The following is an 18,554-nucleotide window of genomic DNA, read 5'->3' on the forward strand; positions in this document are numbered from 1 at the left end:
GTTTTTTGATGCATGGATAAATGATTTTTCTTTTTCAACACAGGGAAAGAAGCATTAACAGAACAAGAACAAAACTAAAATACGATATGACTTTTGATATTGATATGATCAAAAAGGTGTATGAACGTTACCCTGAAAGAATTGCAGCAGCAAGACAAATCGTGGGCAAACCTCTTACCCTTTCAGAAAAAATTCTTTACACCCACCTTTGGGAAGGAAATGCCACACAGGCATATGAAAGAGGAAACTCTTATGTAGACTTTGCACCAGACAGGGTTGCTATGCAGGATGCCACTGCACAGATGGCTCTGTTACAGTTCATGCAGGCAGGAAAAGCTAAAGTAGCGGTTCCATCAACAGCACACGCGGATCACCTGATCCAGGCGAAAGTAGGTGCTGACAAAGATTTACAGGAAGGAATCAACAAAAACTCCGAAGTATTCAACTTCTTAAGTTCTGTATGTGATAAATACGGAATCGGATTCTGGAAACCAGGTGCAGGTATCATTCACCAGGTTGTACTGGAAAATTATGCCTTCCCTGGAGGAATGATGATTGGTACGGACTCTCACACGGTAAACGCAGGAGGACTAGGAATGGTAGCTATTGGCGTAGGAGGAGCTGATGCCGTAGACGTAATGGCAGGAATGGCCTGGGAGCTTAAAATGCCAAAACTTATCGGTGTAAAATTAACCGGTAAAATGAACGGATGGACTTCTGCAAAAGATGTTATCTTAAAAGTAGCAGGGATCCTTACGGTAAAAGGAGGTACAGGATGCATCGTAGAATATTTCGGTGAAGGAGCAGAGTCTCTTTCTGCAACCGGTAAAGGAACTATCTGTAACATGGGTGCTGAAATCGGAGCTACAACGTCTACTTTCGGATATGATGATTCTATGAGAAGATATCTTTCCGCAACAGGAAGACAGGACGTAGTAGATGCCGCTGATAAAATTGCTGAACATTTAACAGGTGATGCTGAAGTATATGCCAATCCTGAACAATATTTCGATCAATTAATAGAAATCAACCTTTCTGAACTGACTCCTCACCTGAACGGACCTTTTACTCCGGACTTAGCAACTCCGGTTGCTGAATTCAGAGCTAAAGCTGAAGCAAACGGATGGCCGTTAGAAGTGGAATGGGCGCTTATAGGCTCTTGTACCAACTCTTCTTATGAAGATTTATCAAGAGCGGCTTCTATTGTGGAAGATGCAGTTTCAAAAGGAGTAAAACCTAAGGCCATTTTAGGTATCAACCCTGGTTCTGAACAGGTAAAATTCACAGCAGAAAGAGACGGATTCCTGGATTCTTTCAGAAAATTTGAAAACGCAAGAATCTTTACCAATGCTTGTGGACCATGTATCGGGCAATGGGACAGAGAAGGTGCGGAAAAAGGAGAGAAAAACTCTATTATCCATTCTTTCAACAGAAACTTTGCAAAAAGAGCTGACGGTAACCCGAATACTCATGCATTCGTAGCTTCTCCGGAAATGGTAGCTGCTGTAGCAATTTCAGGCAGACTGGACTTTAACCCGATTACGGATACTTTAACTAACGAAGCAGGTGAACAGGTAAAACTTAACGAGCCTAGAGGTTTCGAACTTCCTTCAAAAGGATTTGCGGTAGATGACAACGGATATCAGGCACCATCAGAAGATGGCTCAAGCGTTGTTGTTAACGTAAGCCCTACTTCAGACAGACTTCAGCTATTGGAAGAATTCCCGGCTTGGGACGGTAAAAACATTGAAGGCGCTAAAGTATTGATCAAAGCTTTCGGAAAATGTACTACAGACCACATTTCTATGGCAGGACCATGGTTGAAATACAGAGGACACCTGGATAATATTTCAAACAACATGTTGATCGGAGCGGTGAATGCTTACAACATGGAAACCAATAAAGTTAAAAACGAATTAACCGGTGAATACGGTGAAGTTCCGGCTGTACAAAGAGCTTACAAAGCAGCAGGCATTCCAACAATTGTTGTAGGAGACCAGAACTATGGCGAAGGTTCTTCAAGAGAACACGCTGCCATGGAACCAAGACATCTTGGTGTGAAAGCTGTATTGGTAAAATCATTCGCGAGAATCCATGAAACCAACCTTAAGAAACAAGGAATGCTTGGGATCACTTTCGCTAATGAGGCTGACTATGACAAAATCCAGGAAGATGACACTGTTAACTTCTTAGATCTTGATCAGTTTGCGCCAGGAAAACAACTAACATTAGAGTTCGTTCATGCAGACGGAACAAAAGATATCATCATGGCCAACCACACTTACAACGATCAGCAGATTGACTGGTTTAAGGCTGGTTCTGCTCTGAACCTTATCAAACAACAGGAAAATTAAGATTAATTGTTAGATTAATTAATATAAAGGCGGCTTCAATAGAAGTCGTCTTTTTTATTACCCCTATTGAAATATTCTTTGGTAAACTTTGGTAAACATTCCAAACCTTACAGGTTTTAGAAACCTGTAAGGTTTAGCTCTCAAATGAATATCATGATATTCCATCACTTCAATCTATCCAGAAGACCTGCTCTATAGCTTTCTCCAATGGGAATTTCATACTCGGGAAAGTTCACTTTTTTAGCACCAATGCTTTTTATTTTATCCAAATTGATGATGAAAGATTTATGAACACGTACAAACCTCTCAGAGAGCTGAATTTCCATTGATTTAAGCGTATCCAGCACAATAAATTCCTCATTTTCCGTCCGGATATTGACATAGTCTTTGATACTTTCCACGTACAAAATCTCATGAAAACCAATACGATGTCTTTGTCCTGAGGATTTCACAAAGAAATATGAATTTTCCTCCTGAGGAAAAGAAAACCGTTCCTGCACCTTTAATGCACTCTTTTGAAATCTTTCAAATGAAATAGGTTTCAGCAGGTAATCCACAACATTATGTTCATATCCTTCCAAGGCATATTCTGAATAAGCCGTTGTTAAAATATATTTTTGATCAGGTCCTACAATCTTCATAAAATTGATTCCCGTAAACTCCGGCATCTGAATATCTAAAAAGATAAGATCTGAATCGTTTTTCTGAAGATATTCCAAAGCCAAAATCGGGTTCTCTGTAGAAAATACCAGCTCAAGAAAAGGGAGTTTTTCTACATAATGCTCAAGAAGAGAGATTGCCAGTGGCTCGTCATCAACAATAATGCATTTTATCTTATTCATAGCGTAAATCAATTTTTAAGTCTACAATAAACTCTGTTTCCGAATCTCTGATCTCCAGCTGATGTTTAGGATACAATATTTCCAGTCTTTTTTTCACATTCTGAATTCCTATTCCGGAGACGGTATCTTTCATTCTCTGTGTTTTAAAATTGAAAAGATAAAAATGCAGCACTTTATCATGATCTGAGATTTTCATTTCAAAACCTTTATCACGAAAATCTCCATGTTTAAAGGCATTTTCAACAAAAGGAACCAACAGCATTGGCGAGATCTTAAGGCGAGGATACTGAATATTTTTTTCTATGAGCAACAGCTCAGGTTTTCTGATTCTAAGTTTCTCCAAGGCAATCAGGCTATCAATATATCCAATTTCCTTGTACAAAGGAATTGAATCTTTTTCAAGATCCTTTGTGCTGTATCTTAACAATTGTACCAGTTCTTCAATTGCTGGCAAGGCTTTGTCTGATTTCTGATAGACAAGAGAGTAGATATTATTTAATGAATTAAAAATAAAATGAGGATTGATCTGGGTTTTTAATGCCTGAAGCTCTGCCTGTTTCTTTTCAATCAGCAGCTGCTTTTTATCATTTTCGGCAACACCATATTTCTCTACGATCCACAGGATTCCTGCAATGAAAACAGTCAATGATGCATTGTAGATATTATCTGTCAAATAATATAAAAGTCCGGTATTTTTATTATAATTTCTGAATCCAAGGGTAATAGGAAGCAGCACTTCTTCTATTCCATACCGAATTACACCAAAGCTTAAAATAGAAATAAAGAAAACTAAAACAGCAGAATAAAGTTTCTCAAGATTTAATACTTTCGGAATAATAACCAGATACAAAAGATAAAAAGTAGAGATTTCTGTAATAAAATAAGTAAAGTTCAGCACATACGATTCAAACCCTCTTCGCTCAGGAAAAAAGAAATAAGGCGTAATGTTGTTTCCTATAAAATTGAAACTCCAATAAAAAATCTGAAGCCAGATAATTTGCTTTTTATTCATATTCAAATATAAATCTATACACCCACAATTCATCAACCCTTTTCGATAAAAACCTGTTTTTCTCCGACGAAGCTATTTTAATATGTATAATCTCAGGTTTCATCTAAACGCTATTTCCAATCGAAGCCTCTTCCTATACTTTTGTCAGAGAAATTCAACATAAAGCTCATTTAATCTGTCATTGATAACCTATGAAAAAGCATCTTTTATTTATAACCGCCCTTGTTTGCTCTTTTACAGCAGCACAAACAAAAGACACTGCGAACGTCAACAAAATTGAGGCAGTAACAATGAATGGCAAAAAAATTCTGGTACAGCGTAAAGTGGACCGCCTGGTTTATAATGTTCAGAATTCTATGCTTTCACAGGGAAGTTCGGGAACCGAGGTATTGGCTGGCACTCCTTTATTACAGGTGGATGAAAATAAAGGTCTTCTTTCTATTGCCGGAAAAAATGGAGTTTCTGTAATGGTGAATGATCGGATGCTGAATATTTCCGGAGCCGAACTGATCAATTATCTGAGAAACCTTCGTTCTGAAAACATATTGAAAATAGAAGTAATCACCACTCCACCTGCCAAATATGAAGCACAGGGAAACAGCGGAATCATTAATATTATCCTTAAAAAGAATCAGAATCTTGGATGGAACGGTTATCTGACGACCAGTTATACTCAAAAAACATATGCCGGTTTCAGCAGTGTGGCAGGAGTGAATTATCAGAATGAAAAAATAAAAGCCTCCGTAAAAGTAATGGGCTATGACGGAGATAAAAGATCAGTAGAAAAATATAATATTATTGGCCAAAATTCTTCGGTCAGCAAAGATGACAGAAGGGATATGAATGACGGGCTCGGTCTGAATGCCAATTTTGATTATTCACTTTCTAAAAACTCCAATATCGGATTGGTATACGATATTACAAAGGGGCATACCAATATGGATATCAATTCAACACAAAGTTACTTTACAGATGGTACGCCTACATTACAAACAGAGACGGATTCAAAGCATCGTTCTCCATATACAACCCAAATGCTTAATCTGTATTTTGACCAGAAATTTGGAGAACATAAGCTAAGTTTTGGTGCCAATTATTATGGAAACCTTCCTGATACGGAGGTCAATTTTACCACAAGAAATGTTGCAGATAATTCAATGCAGACGGTAAGAAATCTTTCTGGTGTAGACTATAAAATCTATTCAGGGCAGGCTGATCTGATTTTAAATTTTAAAAAAATTCAGTTGGAAACCGGCGCTAAATACAGTCATTTTTCTAATAATTCTGACATCGGATATTTCAATTTCACCCATGGAAATTATATCATAGACCCAGCAAAGAGCAATCTTTTTGATTATAATGAAAAAAATTATGCCGCTTATGTCAGTGCCAGTAAAGATCTTGGTGAAAAATGGTCGGTGAAAGCAGGATTACGTTATGAATATTCACAAACCAATGGATTCTCTCCTACTACCCAGTCTAAATCCGAGAATAATTACGGAAAATTTTTCCCTACAGCCTATGTTTCCTATAAAGCCAGTCAGGATAACCAATTCAGTATTAACTATTCCAGAAGAATCAACCGTCCTTATTTCCGGGCTTTAGATCCGTTCCGATGGTATTCTAATCCTAATACGTATTATGCCGGAAACCCAAGTCTGCAACCTTCTTTTAATCATAATATTGAATTCAATTATATTTTTAAAAATAAATTCTCAGCCACTCTTTATTATCAGAGAACAAAGAATAATTTTGACCAGATTTCCTTCCTGAACGGCATTGATCTTATCAGTACCTATGAAAACTATTACAACCAGAATATTTACGGGACCAATTTCAATTATACAGATACTTTTTTCAAAATCTGGGAAAGTAATATTTCAACCTCGTTCAGTTATAATGAAACACAGATTACAAGATTTAATCTGGTTCCTAAAAACGGTCAGTCATTTTATTATTCTCTCAACAATACATTCCAGCTGAACAAGGCTAAGACCTTCATGCTATTTGTCAATTACTGGCATAATCTTCCCTCGAGAGACGGCTCCGCTTCCATCAAAGGCAGAGCAAGTTTTGATGCGGGACTAAAAATGAGCTTTGTGGAAAAAGCCCTGCAGGTCAATCTTTCAATGAGTGATATTTTTAAACAATCCGGCTTTAAAGCAGATATGTATTTTACAGATAATACACAATCATTCAATAACTATTGGGATGCACGAAGAATGACACTCAGTATCACCTACAATTTTGGGAATCAAAAAGTGAAATCGAACAAAAGAGCGATCAATTTTGAAGAAAAAGATCGAGCACAATAATAACTTATAGCAAGAATTCCTGTTATTACAGGGAATGGCCATTCGGCAGTATTAAAAAGGCTTTTTACTTCTTCTGCAGAATATGATTTTATTGAATTTTCTTCATGGAAATAAAAAAATTACTGTGCTGATTGTAACAAAATTTGTTTTTCATCGTCTAACCGAATAGTAGTAAAAACATTATGAAAAAAACTATATTCACTTTATCTCTGGTAAGTTCTACGCTGGTTTTCTCTCAGGAAAAGAGCAATACAACTTCTAAAGAGAAACAAATTGAAGGTATTGTCATCACCAAAACTAAAAAAGCAGTTGAACAAAAGGCAGACCGTACTATTTTTGACTTTTCCGAGCAACCTCAGCTGAATAACGGAAACGTTCTGGAAGGAATTAAAAAACTTCCCGGGCTTGTATCTACGGACATCGCAGGAATGATGTATCAGGGTAAAATGCTGGAAGTGTATCTGAACGGAAGACCTTTGAACATCACATCCAATGAATTAAACTCCTTTCTGGAAGGAATGCCTGCCAATTCTGTAGAAAGAATTGAAGTAATCACCCAGCCCGGTGCTGAGTTTCCGGCAACTTCCGGAGGTGCAATCATGAATATCATCACGAACAAAAACGCTAATAAATATTTAACTGCTACTTATTCTGGAAATTATTCTTTCACGAATTATGATAAATACAGAAGCAGAACCACAAACTCTGTTAACTTAAACGCCAGAAATAAATATTTCGGATGGCAGCTGAATGTGGGACAAAATTACCGTGAAAGTATGCTTAACGGCCAGCAGGATGAGCTTTTGAACAGCCATACCGACAGATACGGCCGTGGATATTTTGCAAAATCCGGATTGACTTTTGATCTTGGCCAGGACAGATTATTATTAAACTACGATATTTATCATAACAATAACGACAACTATACTTTAAGTAATGGCCATGGAGATTTGCCTTTCAAGAGAAACCCGGAGGATTTAAAAGAAGCTTTTTATACTTCTTCCGATGTTGCGCATACCAATAATTTGAGACAGGAAGCCGTTGTAACGTATCAGAAGCGTTTTGCTGACAAATCTCAAAAACTGGACTTTCAGTTTGGCTATACAAGATCAGACAGCAAGTTTTCTCAGGATAATTATTTTCAAGATGGAACATTTGTAGCTTATCCCAATGAACCTCTCGATAGCCCTACCAATGGATTAAAAGATATTCTTAACAATAAATCTGTAATGAATATTGCGAATCTTAAAGTAGATTATGCCCAGCCTATCAAACTTCTTGACGGTGGAAAGGTAAGCTTTGGGGGATTGTATGAAAGACAGGACTATGACACGGAAAGCTTTGGACTAACTAATCTTGAATACCAGAGACAGACTGCTTCAACCTACTTGGAGTTTCAGGCTAAACTGAAAAAGTTTGATTTCACTTTGGGCACCCGTGCTGAAAACTATGATATTTCCGGCGTAACAAGATATATTAAAGATAAAAAGGTGGTTGAAGCTGATTTAATTCCATTCAATAAGTTTAAATTTTTCCCGAATGCAAGTGTACAATATAACATGATGAATCAGGTTTATATTGCTGCGAATTACAACAGGAAAATCAGCCTGCCAAGTATTTCTGCTCTGAACCCAAACAATGTAACATTCTCCGGACCAAGTACGGAAGTAAACGGTAACCCGAATCTACAGCCTACTATTTTTGATAATTATGAGCTGAAAATTTCAGCTTTTGACTATGCATTCATCGGATATAGCGTAAGCTCAGCAAGCAATCAGGTGGCACAGATCATCCGAAAAGACGGAAGAAAACTATTCAACGAGCAAGTGAATATTTCGAATATGAAAATTCACAATTTCAACGTGGGATTACCTGTTCCTTTTATGATTTTCAGCAAACCGTTTAGTGAAATCATGAAATTTAATTTCAATCCTGATAAAATTAATTTCATGTACCTGTATGCTGGTTATCAGAAACATGAAATCGACAATCTGAATAATAAAGGATTCTGGATCTTCAATATCATGACCCAGATTATTTTACCTAAGGACATCAAACTGACAGCCAACTACAGCTATCTGACTCCAAAGGCCGGATATTTCTACTTTACGGCAGAAAAACCGTTTAACAACTCTCTTGATATTACGCTGACAAAGAAGTTTATGAATAACCGCCTGACACTTTCTGTTTTTGCGAATGATATTTTCAACGGGCAGATGATGCAGGTACGCTCTAATCCGCCGTCAGGAAACCCGGTGATGATCTACAGTAAATATGACACCCGAAATTTCGGGCTTTCCATCAACTATAAAATTCCGACAAGAAATAAACTGGCAAAAGAGGATCCAAATATCTTGAACCAGACTAAAAAAGAAGATACCGGAGGGGTAATGCAGCAGGCACAATAATCCTTTCCAATATCAATAGAAAGAGGCAGTAAAAATGATTACTGCCTCTTTCTATTGATATTAAAATGGTGTTATTGGTGAAAATATTAGTGATATTAGTGTTTATATTTACATCAAAAATCAATCGTCTGAAACCTCCAGTTCAAAGTATCCACCAAAGTCAGCTGATTGACATTTACTGGAAGATCTGTGATAATTTTTAACGTCTGCAGCGCCATCATACTGCCTATCATTCCGGGAAGAGCTCCCAGTACGCCAAGACTGTCACAATCCGGTATATCCTCATCGAAAGGCGGTTCAGGGAAAATATCCCGTAAGTTTTTACTTCCGTTATGATTAAAAACAGCCGCTTGCCCTGAAAATCCTAAAATACTTCCGTAAACCAGAGTTTTTTTTAATTCTACACAGGTATCATTCACCAGATATCTTGTAGTGAAGTTATCTGAGCCATCAACAATAATATCATACTGAGAAATGATTTCTCCGGCATTATCTTCATTGAGTTTTTCCTCAATTCCTATCAGTTTAACCTGATGATTGATTTCTTTTACAAATGTTTCTGCGCTTTTCACTTTGGATAATCCTACTCTATTTTCGGTATGAATGATCTGGCGGTTCAGGTTATGAAGTTCTACATGGTCAAAATCGATAACACCTAAAGTTCCTACTCCTGCAGCCGCCAGATATTGAATAACAGGACTTCCCAAGCCTCCTGCTCCTATAACAAGGACTTTAGAAGACATGACTTTCTTTTGTCCTTCCAATCCGATTTCTTCGATAAATATCTGCCGGCTGTATCGTGCAAACTGGTCTTGTTTCATAATTATCATTGAACCATTAAGGTTTTTAAAGTTCTTAATGGTTTAAAATTTTAAAATCCACTGTATACGGAATCCCAATCTTTCATCACAGGATCATAACCTGCTTTTTTAATCATCATTTTAATCTCCTCCATACTTCGTTCATCACTGGTTTCAAACTGTTCCAGAGATTCTTTATCCACAGCATAGCCTCCGGGATTGGTTTTTGAACCTGCACTCATCGCTGTAGCCCCCAGAGATACAATATTATTTCTAAAGGTTTCATTTTCCCTGGTAGAAATGGAGATTTCAAGGTCTTCATTCCAGATTCTGTAGGCACAAATGAGCTGAAGAAGGTCTTTATCTTCCATAATGAAATTCGGTTCAATAATCCCTTCAGCGGGTCTGAGCCTGGGAAATGAAACAGAAAACTTGCTTTTCCAGTACTGTTTCTGGAGATAATCGATGTGTAAGGCATTAAAAAAACTGTCTACTCTCCAATCTTCAAGCCCTAGAAGAACTCCCAGCCCTATTTTATGAATGCCTGCCCTTCCTATTCTATCCGGAGTCTCCAGACGGAAATGAAAGTTTGATTTCTTACCTTTTGGATGATATTCCCTGTAGACATCCTGATGATAGGTTTCCTGATATACTAAAACGGAATGCACTCCTTCTTCATGAAGCAGTTTGTATTCTTCTTCCAGTAATGGCTGAACTTCAATGGATATATTGGAAAAATGGGGCTTTAGCTTACGGACTGCATTCTGAAAATAAGGTACTCCTACAATTTTATTGGCTTCCCCGCTTACCAGTAACACATGATTCACTCCCATAGATTTCAGTACTGATGCTTCAATCATCAGCTCCATATCGGAAAGTGTTTTCCTTTTCAGGTGATTGTCCAGACTGAATCCGCAATAGGTACAGATATTCTGACATTCATTACTAAGATACAGCGGAGCATAGAGCTGAATGATTTTTCCAAATCTTTTTTGGGTAAGTGCCTTCGTCATTCTCGCCATCAGCTCAAGTTCCTGAGAAGCCGCTGGTGAGAGAAGATTAAGGAAATCATCCAGGGTTTTATTCTTTTTCTGAAGACTGTACCTTACATCAGCCAGGCTTACTTTTTCAAGCTTATTCTTTACCTCATCCCACTGATAGTTTTCAAAAACATCTTTAAAGCTTTTCATAAGTCTGATTTATTCAAATAAAAATGAAGTCAGCGGACTTGAAGCTTCAGCATGGTTAGTAATGGCACCCAATCCTGATTCAAAGGCTCTTCTTCCGGCAATCACCCCTTCTTTAAAAGCTAAAGCCATATTCAGCGGGTTTCCGGCAACGGCAATGGCAGTATTCACCAAAACGGCGTCTGCTCCCATTTCCATTGCTTTTGCAGCATCTGATGGCGCACCGATACCTGCATCTACTACGACAGGAACATTACTCTGACTGATGATGATTTCCAGAAAGTCTTGTGTTCTTAATCCTTTATTCGTCCCGATGGGTGCTCCCAAAGGCATTACCACTGATGTTCCGGCATCTTCCAGACGTTTGCACAAAACAGGATCGGCATGAATGTAAGGCATTACAACAAATCCTAATTTCGCCAGTTCTTCCGTGGCATATAATGTTTCAATAGGGTCCGGCAGTAAATATTTCGGATCCGGATGAATTTCCAGTTTTACCCAGTTCGTTTCCAGTGCTTCTCTGGCTAATTGTGCAGCCAATACAGCTTCTTTGGCAGTTCTCGCTCCGGAAGTATTCGGCAGAAGATGAACGTTGGTTTCTTTTAATGAATCAAGCAGACTGTCTTCACTGGATTTCGCATCAATTCTTTTTAGCGCCATTGTTACCATATTGGTTTCGGATGCGATAACAGATTGTACCATATCTCCCATACTTCCGAATTTTCCTGTTCCTAAAAACAGTCTTGATTCAAAAATTCTTCCTGCTATTTCTAATTTCTGATGGCTCATATCATTACTTTTTTTAGTTCATTAATAATTGATGGCTGTTTTGTGATCAGCCCGGAAACTGCAATGCCGTAAATTCCAATTTCCTGCAAGGGTAAAATATCTTCAAGGGTAACGCCTCCGATGGCAAATATCTTAGGGACATCTATTGATTTTTCCCTTAATCCATCAATGATATGCTGATATCCTTCAAACCCAAGAACAGGGCTTAGTTTTTCTTTGGTTGTGGTAAACCTCAATGGTCCTAAACCGATATAATCACAGGATTCTTTGATTCTCTGAATGACATCTGAAAGGGTATTAGCCGTTCCGCCAATCATTTTATTTTCGCCCAAGATCAACCTTGCGTCTTTAACGGCACTGTCGTTTAATCCTAAATGAACACCGTCAGCATCTATTTCCCTGGCTATTTGTACATGATCATTGATGATACAGACCGACTGATATTCTGAACAAAGCTGTTTTGAAATTTCACAGAGTTTGATTAATTCGTTTTCAGGAGCATTTTTCCAGCGAACCTGTACCCATTTAACCCCGTTATCCAGAGCTTTACGGACACAAAGTTCCTGTTCCCGGAAAGTATTTCCTTGTGATATGTATTGTAATTTTTCCATGTTTCTATGAATGCGTTCCCAATAAAGAGGGATTGCTTTTTAAAAATTTTTCGATATATAGTTTTCCGGTGCGGCATGCCTTTTCCATATTTTCGCCTTTCGCCAGTTCTGCAGTAATTGCTGAAGATAAAACACAGCCGGAACCATGCTTAGGGAAATAAATCGTATTACTTTCGGCCGGAACTAAAAGGGTTTCTTTTCCATTTTCAACTAAAGTATCTGTTCCTAAACGATCTTCACTATGCCCTCCTTTGATTAATAATGAACATTCATACGTATCCGGTAAAAGATGATACTGCTTTAAAACGTTGTATTCATTATAATTGGGAGTTATTAAACTCAACTTATTAATCGTATTTTTCAATTGAGGAAGTGTTTCAGGATCAAAAAATGTAAATTCGGAAGTACTTTTCAGAACTGGGTCCCAAACGATTTTTACTTCAGAATCGCTTTCTTTAACCGTTTCTACAATCTTACTTAGAAATTCTGCATCTTTCACAATTCCGATTTTTACTGCTGAAATGGTATAGTTTTTTATCAACAGCTGAATTGCTTTGGTTACTTCATCTATAGGCCGCCATTCTAAGTTCAAGCATTTGGAAGCGGTTTGCAACGTCAATGCTGTACATACTCCCAGTCCCATTACCTTTGATTGCTCGAAGGTTTTACTGTCTGATAACAAGCCTGCTCCTCCACTTGGGTCGAAGCCTGCGATACTTATGACATAAGGACGTTCCTGCATTTTTTGAATACTTTTAAGGGTTCTTCACTTTCCCAGACAGCACCTAATAAGGCCACTCCATCTGCTCCTGCTTCGAAAACTTCATGGATATTATCCTGATTAATTCCTCCAAGAGCAATCAATTTTGCGTCCTGATTGTTCCGATGTTTTATCTCTTCTTTAATGGTTGAGTTCAATCCATACCCTTTTTTGGATATACTTGGAAAGAACGGACTTATGAAAGCATATTCCCATTCTTTTTCCAAAGTATTGTACGTTGCGATATCGTGTACCGAAGTTGAAATCATATTTTCTTCCGCAAAAGTTTTATATGTTCCTTCCTTTCGATCAATCTCTCTGAAATGAAACCTTGAAATAGTAAATTCCTTTCCAAGATCGTAATGCGTATGCAGTACCAGCTGTGAATAAAAGGTTTTATCAATCTGAGTGATGAATTCAATCATTTCATTTCGGCTGAGCCATGGTTTACGAATATGAAGCAGATCAAGACCTTCCTGAAACATCTGATTAATAAGATTTGTTTCGTTCTGGACAATCAATTCAGGAGTGATAACGAGGATCATATATAAATTTCTTTCCCTTTTTCGATGAATTCCTGTGATTTATCCAGCATCCCTTGTTCTGCAGATTCACGAATTTCCTGTGTAATTTTCATAGAACAGAATTTCGGACCGCACATGGAACAGAAATGGGCAATTTTTGCTCCTTCTGCCGGAAGCGTTTCATCATGATAAGCTCTTGCTGTTTCTGGATCTAACGAAAGATTGAACTGATCTTCCCATCTGAATTCAAACCTGGCTTTACTTAATGCGTTGTCTCTGTACTGTGCGCCCGGATGACCTTTTGCTAAATCCGCTGCGTGGGCAGCCAGTTTATAAGTGATTACCCCAACTTTTACATCATCTTTATTCGGAAGACCTAAATGTTCTTTCGGTGTTACATAGCAAAGCATGGCACAACCAAACCAACCAATCATCGCTGCCCCGATTCCTGAAGTAATATGATCATAACCTGGAGCAATATCCGTTGTTAACGGCCCTAAAGTATAGAAAGGAGCTTCATGGCATTCTTCCAATTGCTTTTCCATATTTTCTTTGATCATGTGCATCGGAACATGGCCTGGTCCTTCAATCATTACCTGTACATTGTGCTTCCATGCAATTTTGGTGAGTTCACCTAAAGTTTCCAGTTCTGCAAACTGAGCGGCATCATTAGCATCTGCAATAGATCCGGGGCGAAGACCATCTCCTAAAGAGAAAGCTACGTCATACTTTTTCATGATCTCACAAATCTCCTCAAAATGAGTATATAAGAAACTTTCTTTATGATGGAATAAACACCATTTTGCCATAATAGATCCTCCTCTGGAAACAATTCCGGTCACTCTTTTTGCTGTTAAATGGATATATCTCAACAGAACTCCGGCATGGATCGTGAAATAGGAAACTCCCTGCTCTGCCTGTTCAATAAGGGTATCTCTGAAGATTTCCCACGTCAGGTCTTCGGGAACACCTTTCACTTTTTCCAGGGCCTGATAAATAGGAACCGTACCAATAGGAACCGGACTGTTTCTGATGATCCATTCTCTTGTTTCGTGAATATTTTTCCCTGTTGAAAGATCCATAATGGTATCTGCACCCCATCGGCAGGCCCATACCGCTTTTTCCACTTCTTCTTCAATACTGGATGAAACAGCACTGTTTCCGATATTGGCATTGATCTTCACCAGGAAATTTCTTCCGATGATCATTGGTTCACTTTCCGGGTGGTTGATATTATTGGGAATAATGGCTCTTCCGGCAGCAATTTCGTCCCTTACAAATTCCGGAGTGATCTTGCTTTTAGGAGTATTGGCACCAAAACTGTGTCCCGGATGCTGAAAAGCCATTTCTTTAGATACAGAATCAAGCTGTTCTATTCTTTGATTTTCCCTGATCGCCACATATTCCATTTCCGGAGTAATGATTCCCTGTTTTGCATAATAAAGCTGTGTAACTTCTTTTCCTTGCTGAGCAACTTTAGGTTTATGATCATAAGAGAACCTCAATTCGTCTAGACGAGGATCTGCTAAACGTGCCTTTCCATATTCAGACGTAATTCCATCAAGGATATCTACATCATTTCTGTCCAGAATCCATTGTTCTCTGATTCTCGGAAGTCCTTTCTGAATATCAATGGTTGCATTTTCATCGGTATAAGGTCCTGAAGTGTCGTAAATCGTCACCGGAGCATTATATTCAAAGCCGCCATTGGTCAATTTGGTCGGACTAAGCTGTATTTCACGCATGGCTACATTGATAGGATGTAATGTTCCTTCAACATAGATTTTCTTTGAGTTCGGAAATGGCGAACATGTAATGGAGTGAGCCATAAGTTTTGGGTATTAAATATGAGAATTAACCGCCCTGAGTGGCAGTAATGATTAAAATTGAATCGTTGTTATTGAGGATGGTTTCCGCCCAGACTGAGAGGGGAATAATGCGATTGTTGAGAGCTACAGCAATACCTTTCTTATTTCCGGGTAACTCAATAGCCAATAATGCTTCCAGGTTTTCGGGAAGTACATCAAATGTTTTTCGGGTGTGGTTGATTATAAGTTCCATTCCTAATATTTTACATATACTTTAGGAATGGCCATTATTGTACAATAGAATGTACAGCAAAAGTCATCTACTTTTCCCTACGCTGGTATGATCCAGATCAGGTTCAAAGGGTAAAGTCTCAGTCTGTTGGTAACAGACACCCCTAAAGTTGGCAACGAAGTTAGACATTATTTTGTAATAAGCAAAATTTTTTGAAACTACCTTCGAAATCTGGTATTGTAAAAAGTCTGCCTCAAATTGAGACAGACTTTTTTTTATATTGATCGTTTTAAGATTTTTATTATTTATTCTTCACAAGCTCTCCAGATCGCATCATTCTGCGGAACAGGAGCTATGATTTCAATATTTTCTTTGGTTACAGGATGAATAAATTCCAGTTTTCTTGCATGAAGATTGATTCCTCCGTCAGGGTTGGAACGTGGTGCTCCATATTTCAGATCTCCTTTGATCGGAATTCCTGTTTTGGATAATTGCGCTCTTATCTGATGATGTCTTCCGGTTTCAAGATCAATTTCAAGAAGTAGGTAATTATCAAGAGTCTTAATCACATTATAAGTTAAGATCGCTTCTTTTGCTCCTTCGGTAACTTTAGAAAAAACAATGGCTTTATTATTCTTTTCGTTTTTCTTTAAATAATGAACCAGTCTCTGGCTTTGAGGAATCATTTCTTTTCCTACAACTGCCCAGTATGTCTTTTTCACTTCACGATTTTTCACCATCTGTGTCAAACGGGAAAGCGCTTTGGAAGTTTTTGCATAGATTACCAGCCCGGAGGTTGGGCGGTCTATACGATGAACCAAGCCGAGAAAAACATTTCCCGGCTTAGCATCTCTTATTTTTATAAAATTCTTGATGGATTCTAATAGTGATTCATCGCCGGTCTTATCGCCCTGTACAAGCTGACCCACCTTTTTATTAATCACCAGAAGATGGTTGTCTTCATATATAATCTGCTCCTTCATGCTTCTTCTGTCTATCTTCTTCTGTTGGATAATGACAGGATAATTCCCGCCAAAAGCCCCACGGTTTTTACAGCCGAAAGTTTTGAGCCTTCCGGAATAAATGCTCCGAATACACAGATAGCTGCTGCAGCATACATAGCATAAACAAAATTCTTATTCGTAAGCAGCGGAGCCTGAATAAAGAAGCTTGCTCCTATCAGCACATAAAATACTTTTCTTGAAAGCAAATGATTGATTTCCGGAGAGAATAAATTAAACCACCCTACAGCAAGACAAATCAGTGCTGCAATAGATAATATTCCTTGAATAGATTGTTGATTCTGCATAGATTAATAGCTTTCGTTTTCGTTGGGAAACTCTACACTTTTCACATCTTTCACATATTGAGAAACTGCTCCTGTAATTTCTGTATAAAGGTCAAGATATCTTCTTAAGAATTTCGGGCTGAAGCCTTTGTTCATTCCTACCATATCATGATACACCAAAACCTGCCCGTCACAATCTGCTCCGGCACCGATTCCGATAGTAGGAATAGAAATACTTTCAGTTACTTTTTTCGCCAATTCCGCAGGTATTTTTTCCAGTACTACAGAAAAACAGCCTAATTCTTCCAAAAGCTGAGCATCAGCAATCAGTTTTTCAGCTTCTGCCTCTTCCTTTGCTCTTACTTTATACGTTCCGAATTTATAGATAGACTGTGGGGTTAATCCCAAATGTCCCATTACCGGAATTCCAGCATTGATGATCTTTTTGATAGACTTGGAGATTTCTTTTCCACCTTCAATTTTCACCGCATGCGCTCCACCTTCCTTCATCATTCTTACCGCAGATTCCAATGCTTTTTCAGGATTACTCTGATAAGTTCCGAAAGGTAAATCTGCTACCACCAAAGCTCTGTCGGTTCCTCTTACCACACTTTGAGCATGATAGATCATTTGATCCAGCGTAATAGGCAATGTAGTTTCAAAACCAGCCATGACATTCGCTGCAGAGTCTCCAATCAAAATAGCATCTACTCCACCTGCATCTACCATCTTTGCAGTGGTAAAATCATAGGCGGTAAGCATTGTTATTTTTTCCTTGTCGAATTTCATTTTACGCAAGGTTTCAGTCGTAACTTTTTTAATTTCAGAGTGAACAGACATAATTTATCTATTTTTAAAAGTTAAAAAGTCGGCCTTGAGCCGACTTAAGTTTTTTGTATGATTTATAAAACTACGTGACCGAGTTTCATGAGTTTGTCGTGATTTAAAATCTTGATATTTCTTCCGTCAACTTCAATCAGACTGTCCTGTTTGAATTCGGAGATCAGACGGATGGCACTTTCTGTAGCAGTACCGATAATATTGGCAATTTCTTCTCTCGTTAATGAGATCTTAATAAAGCCTTCAGGATCTACACCCAGTTTCTGTTCCAGCAGCAAAAGAATTTCTGCCAGTCTTTCTCTTACCGTTTTCTGAGCAAGGAAAGTAATGGTATTGGAAGATTCTCCTAATTCGTAGGAGATTTTCTGAAGCATTACGAAAGACAGCTGTGGATCTACTTCAAGCAGATACATAAAGATATCCGCAGGTAAGAATACACATTCAATATCTGTCATGGCTTCTGCTTTGGCCTGGAAGTTTTCCCCGCAAAGCAAAGAACGATAGCCGATGATATCTCCTTCTTTGATAAATCTTAAAATCTGATCCTTACCGAACGCACCTGATTTCGAAAGTTTGGCAGCACCTTTCTCCAGAACAAACACTCCTTTCGGAGTTTCGCCATCCTCGAAAATGGTATCATGTTTCTGAAAACTCAGTTTCTTTTTGCCATTAATATATTTTTCAAAATCTGCGCTAGAAAGTCTTTCTTTAAATGATTTATCATTAAAAACTCTGGCGAACCTCTCTTCAATTGCTATCTGTTGTTCCTGCGGCATTTTATATG

Annotated in this window: 17 protein-coding genes and 1 riboswitch; of the genes, 3 read left to right on the top strand and 14 right to left on the bottom strand. The window is 38.2% G+C overall.

The window, feature by feature from the left end:
* Positions 1 to 86 precede the first annotated feature (86 nt).
* On the top strand, positions 87 to 2,354 hold the full coding sequence (locus tag EK417_RS03020; protein ID WP_136521294.1) for an aconitate hydratase: 2,268 nt from the start codon (positions 87 to 89) through the stop codon (positions 2,352 to 2,354).
* A gap of 164 nt (positions 2,355 to 2,518) precedes the next feature.
* On the opposite strand, the gene EK417_RS03025 is transcribed toward EK417_RS03020, so the two are convergent.
* Together EK417_RS03025 and EK417_RS03030 are read right to left on the bottom strand one after the other, a co-directional pair.
* Positions 2,519 to 3,196 carry a LytR/AlgR family response regulator transcription factor gene (locus EK417_RS03025; protein WP_136521295.1) on the bottom strand — a complete coding sequence of 226 codons (678 nt, stop codon included), beginning with the start codon at positions 3,194 to 3,196 and terminating at the stop codon, positions 2,519 to 2,521.
* Positions 3,189 to 4,208, bottom strand: coding sequence for a sensor histidine kinase (locus EK417_RS03030; protein ID WP_136521296.1), 1,020 nt, complete (start codon positions 4,206 to 4,208; stop codon positions 3,189 to 3,191). The genes EK417_RS03025 and EK417_RS03030 overlap by 8 nt, the downstream gene beginning before the upstream one ends.
* 191 nt (positions 4,209 to 4,399) lie before the next feature.
* On the opposite strand from EK417_RS03030, the gene EK417_RS03035 reads away from it, so the two are divergent.
* Both EK417_RS03035 and EK417_RS03040 read left to right on the top strand, forming a co-directional pair.
* Positions 4,400 to 6,523 (top strand): outer membrane beta-barrel family protein, encoded by a 2,124-nt coding sequence (locus EK417_RS03035; RefSeq protein ID WP_136521297.1) that lies wholly within the window; start codon positions 4,400 to 4,402, stop codon positions 6,521 to 6,523.
* 182 nt (positions 6,524 to 6,705) lie between these two features.
* A complete protein-coding gene (locus tag EK417_RS03040) occupies positions 6,706 to 8,931 on the top strand; it encodes an outer membrane beta-barrel protein (protein ID WP_076595437.1) in 2,226 nt (741 codons plus the stop codon).
* A 113-nt stretch (positions 8,932 to 9,044) separates the two neighbouring features.
* On the opposite strand, the gene EK417_RS03045 is transcribed toward EK417_RS03040, so the two are convergent.
* From EK417_RS03045 to EK417_RS03100, 12 genes are all read right to left on the bottom strand, one after another.
* Complete coding sequence (locus tag EK417_RS03045) at positions 9,045 to 9,752, bottom strand: HesA/MoeB/ThiF family protein (protein WP_438830149.1); 708 nt, start codon at positions 9,750 to 9,752, stop codon at positions 9,045 to 9,047.
* Between the two features lie 50 nt (positions 9,753 to 9,802).
* Positions 9,803 to 10,921: a 2-iminoacetate synthase ThiH gene (thiH, locus tag EK417_RS03050; RefSeq protein ID WP_076595435.1), complete on the bottom strand. Its 1,119-nt coding sequence runs from the start codon at positions 10,919 to 10,921 to the stop codon at positions 9,803 to 9,805.
* Between the two features lie 9 nt (positions 10,922 to 10,930).
* The gene (locus EK417_RS03055) at positions 10,931 to 11,707 is read right to left on the bottom strand and encodes a thiazole synthase (RefSeq protein ID WP_110367661.1); all 777 of its coding nucleotides are present in this window, start codon (positions 11,705 to 11,707) and stop codon (positions 10,931 to 10,933) included.
* Positions 11,704 to 12,318, bottom strand: a complete 615-nt coding sequence (locus EK417_RS03060) for a thiamine phosphate synthase (RefSeq protein ID WP_136521298.1) — start codon at positions 12,316 to 12,318, stop codon at positions 11,704 to 11,706. The genes EK417_RS03055 and EK417_RS03060 overlap by 4 nt, the downstream gene beginning before the upstream one ends.
* Positions 12,319 to 12,322: 4 nt before the next feature.
* Positions 12,323 to 13,060, bottom strand: coding sequence for a hydroxymethylpyrimidine/phosphomethylpyrimidine kinase (locus tag EK417_RS03065; RefSeq protein WP_136521299.1), 738 nt, complete (start codon positions 13,058 to 13,060; stop codon positions 12,323 to 12,325).
* Complete coding sequence (locus EK417_RS03070; protein WP_136521300.1) at positions 13,036 to 13,623, bottom strand: thiamine phosphate synthase; 588 nt, start codon at positions 13,621 to 13,623, stop codon at positions 13,036 to 13,038. The genes EK417_RS03065 and EK417_RS03070 overlap by 25 nt, the downstream gene beginning before the upstream one ends.
* Positions 13,620 to 15,431, bottom strand: a complete 1,812-nt coding sequence (gene thiC, locus EK417_RS03075) for a phosphomethylpyrimidine synthase ThiC (protein WP_136521301.1) — start codon at positions 15,429 to 15,431, stop codon at positions 13,620 to 13,622. The genes EK417_RS03070 and thiC overlap by 4 nt, the downstream gene beginning before the upstream one ends.
* Positions 15,432 to 15,456: 25 nt before the next feature.
* Positions 15,457 to 15,663, bottom strand: a complete 207-nt coding sequence (gene thiS / locus EK417_RS03080; RefSeq protein WP_076595429.1) for a sulfur carrier protein ThiS — start codon at positions 15,661 to 15,663, stop codon at positions 15,457 to 15,459.
* A gap of 57 nt (positions 15,664 to 15,720) precedes the next feature.
* Positions 15,721 to 15,817: riboswitch (TPP riboswitch) on the bottom strand.
* A 130-nt stretch (positions 15,818 to 15,947) separates the two neighbouring features.
* Positions 15,948 to 16,625, bottom strand: a complete 678-nt coding sequence (locus EK417_RS03085) for an RluA family pseudouridine synthase (RefSeq protein ID WP_136521302.1) — start codon at positions 16,623 to 16,625, stop codon at positions 15,948 to 15,950.
* A gap of 11 nt (positions 16,626 to 16,636) precedes the next feature.
* Positions 16,637 to 16,951 (bottom strand): hypothetical protein, encoded by a 315-nt coding sequence (locus EK417_RS03090; protein ID WP_047377337.1) that lies wholly within the window; start codon positions 16,949 to 16,951, stop codon positions 16,637 to 16,639.
* A gap of 3 nt (positions 16,952 to 16,954) precedes the next feature.
* Entirely contained in the window at positions 16,955 to 17,770 is an 816-nt protein-coding gene (panB, locus tag EK417_RS03095; RefSeq protein WP_136521303.1) for a 3-methyl-2-oxobutanoate hydroxymethyltransferase, read from the bottom strand.
* A 62-nt stretch (positions 17,771 to 17,832) separates the two neighbouring features.
* Positions 17,833 to 18,546, bottom strand: coding sequence for a Crp/Fnr family transcriptional regulator (locus tag EK417_RS03100; protein ID WP_034692595.1), 714 nt, complete (start codon positions 18,544 to 18,546; stop codon positions 17,833 to 17,835).
* Between the last annotated feature and the right edge of the window lie 8 nt (positions 18,547 to 18,554).

This window comes from Chryseobacterium candidae (assembly GCF_004916905.1).
Taxonomy (GTDB): Bacteria; Bacteroidota; Bacteroidia; order Flavobacteriales; family Weeksellaceae; genus Chryseobacterium; species Chryseobacterium candidae.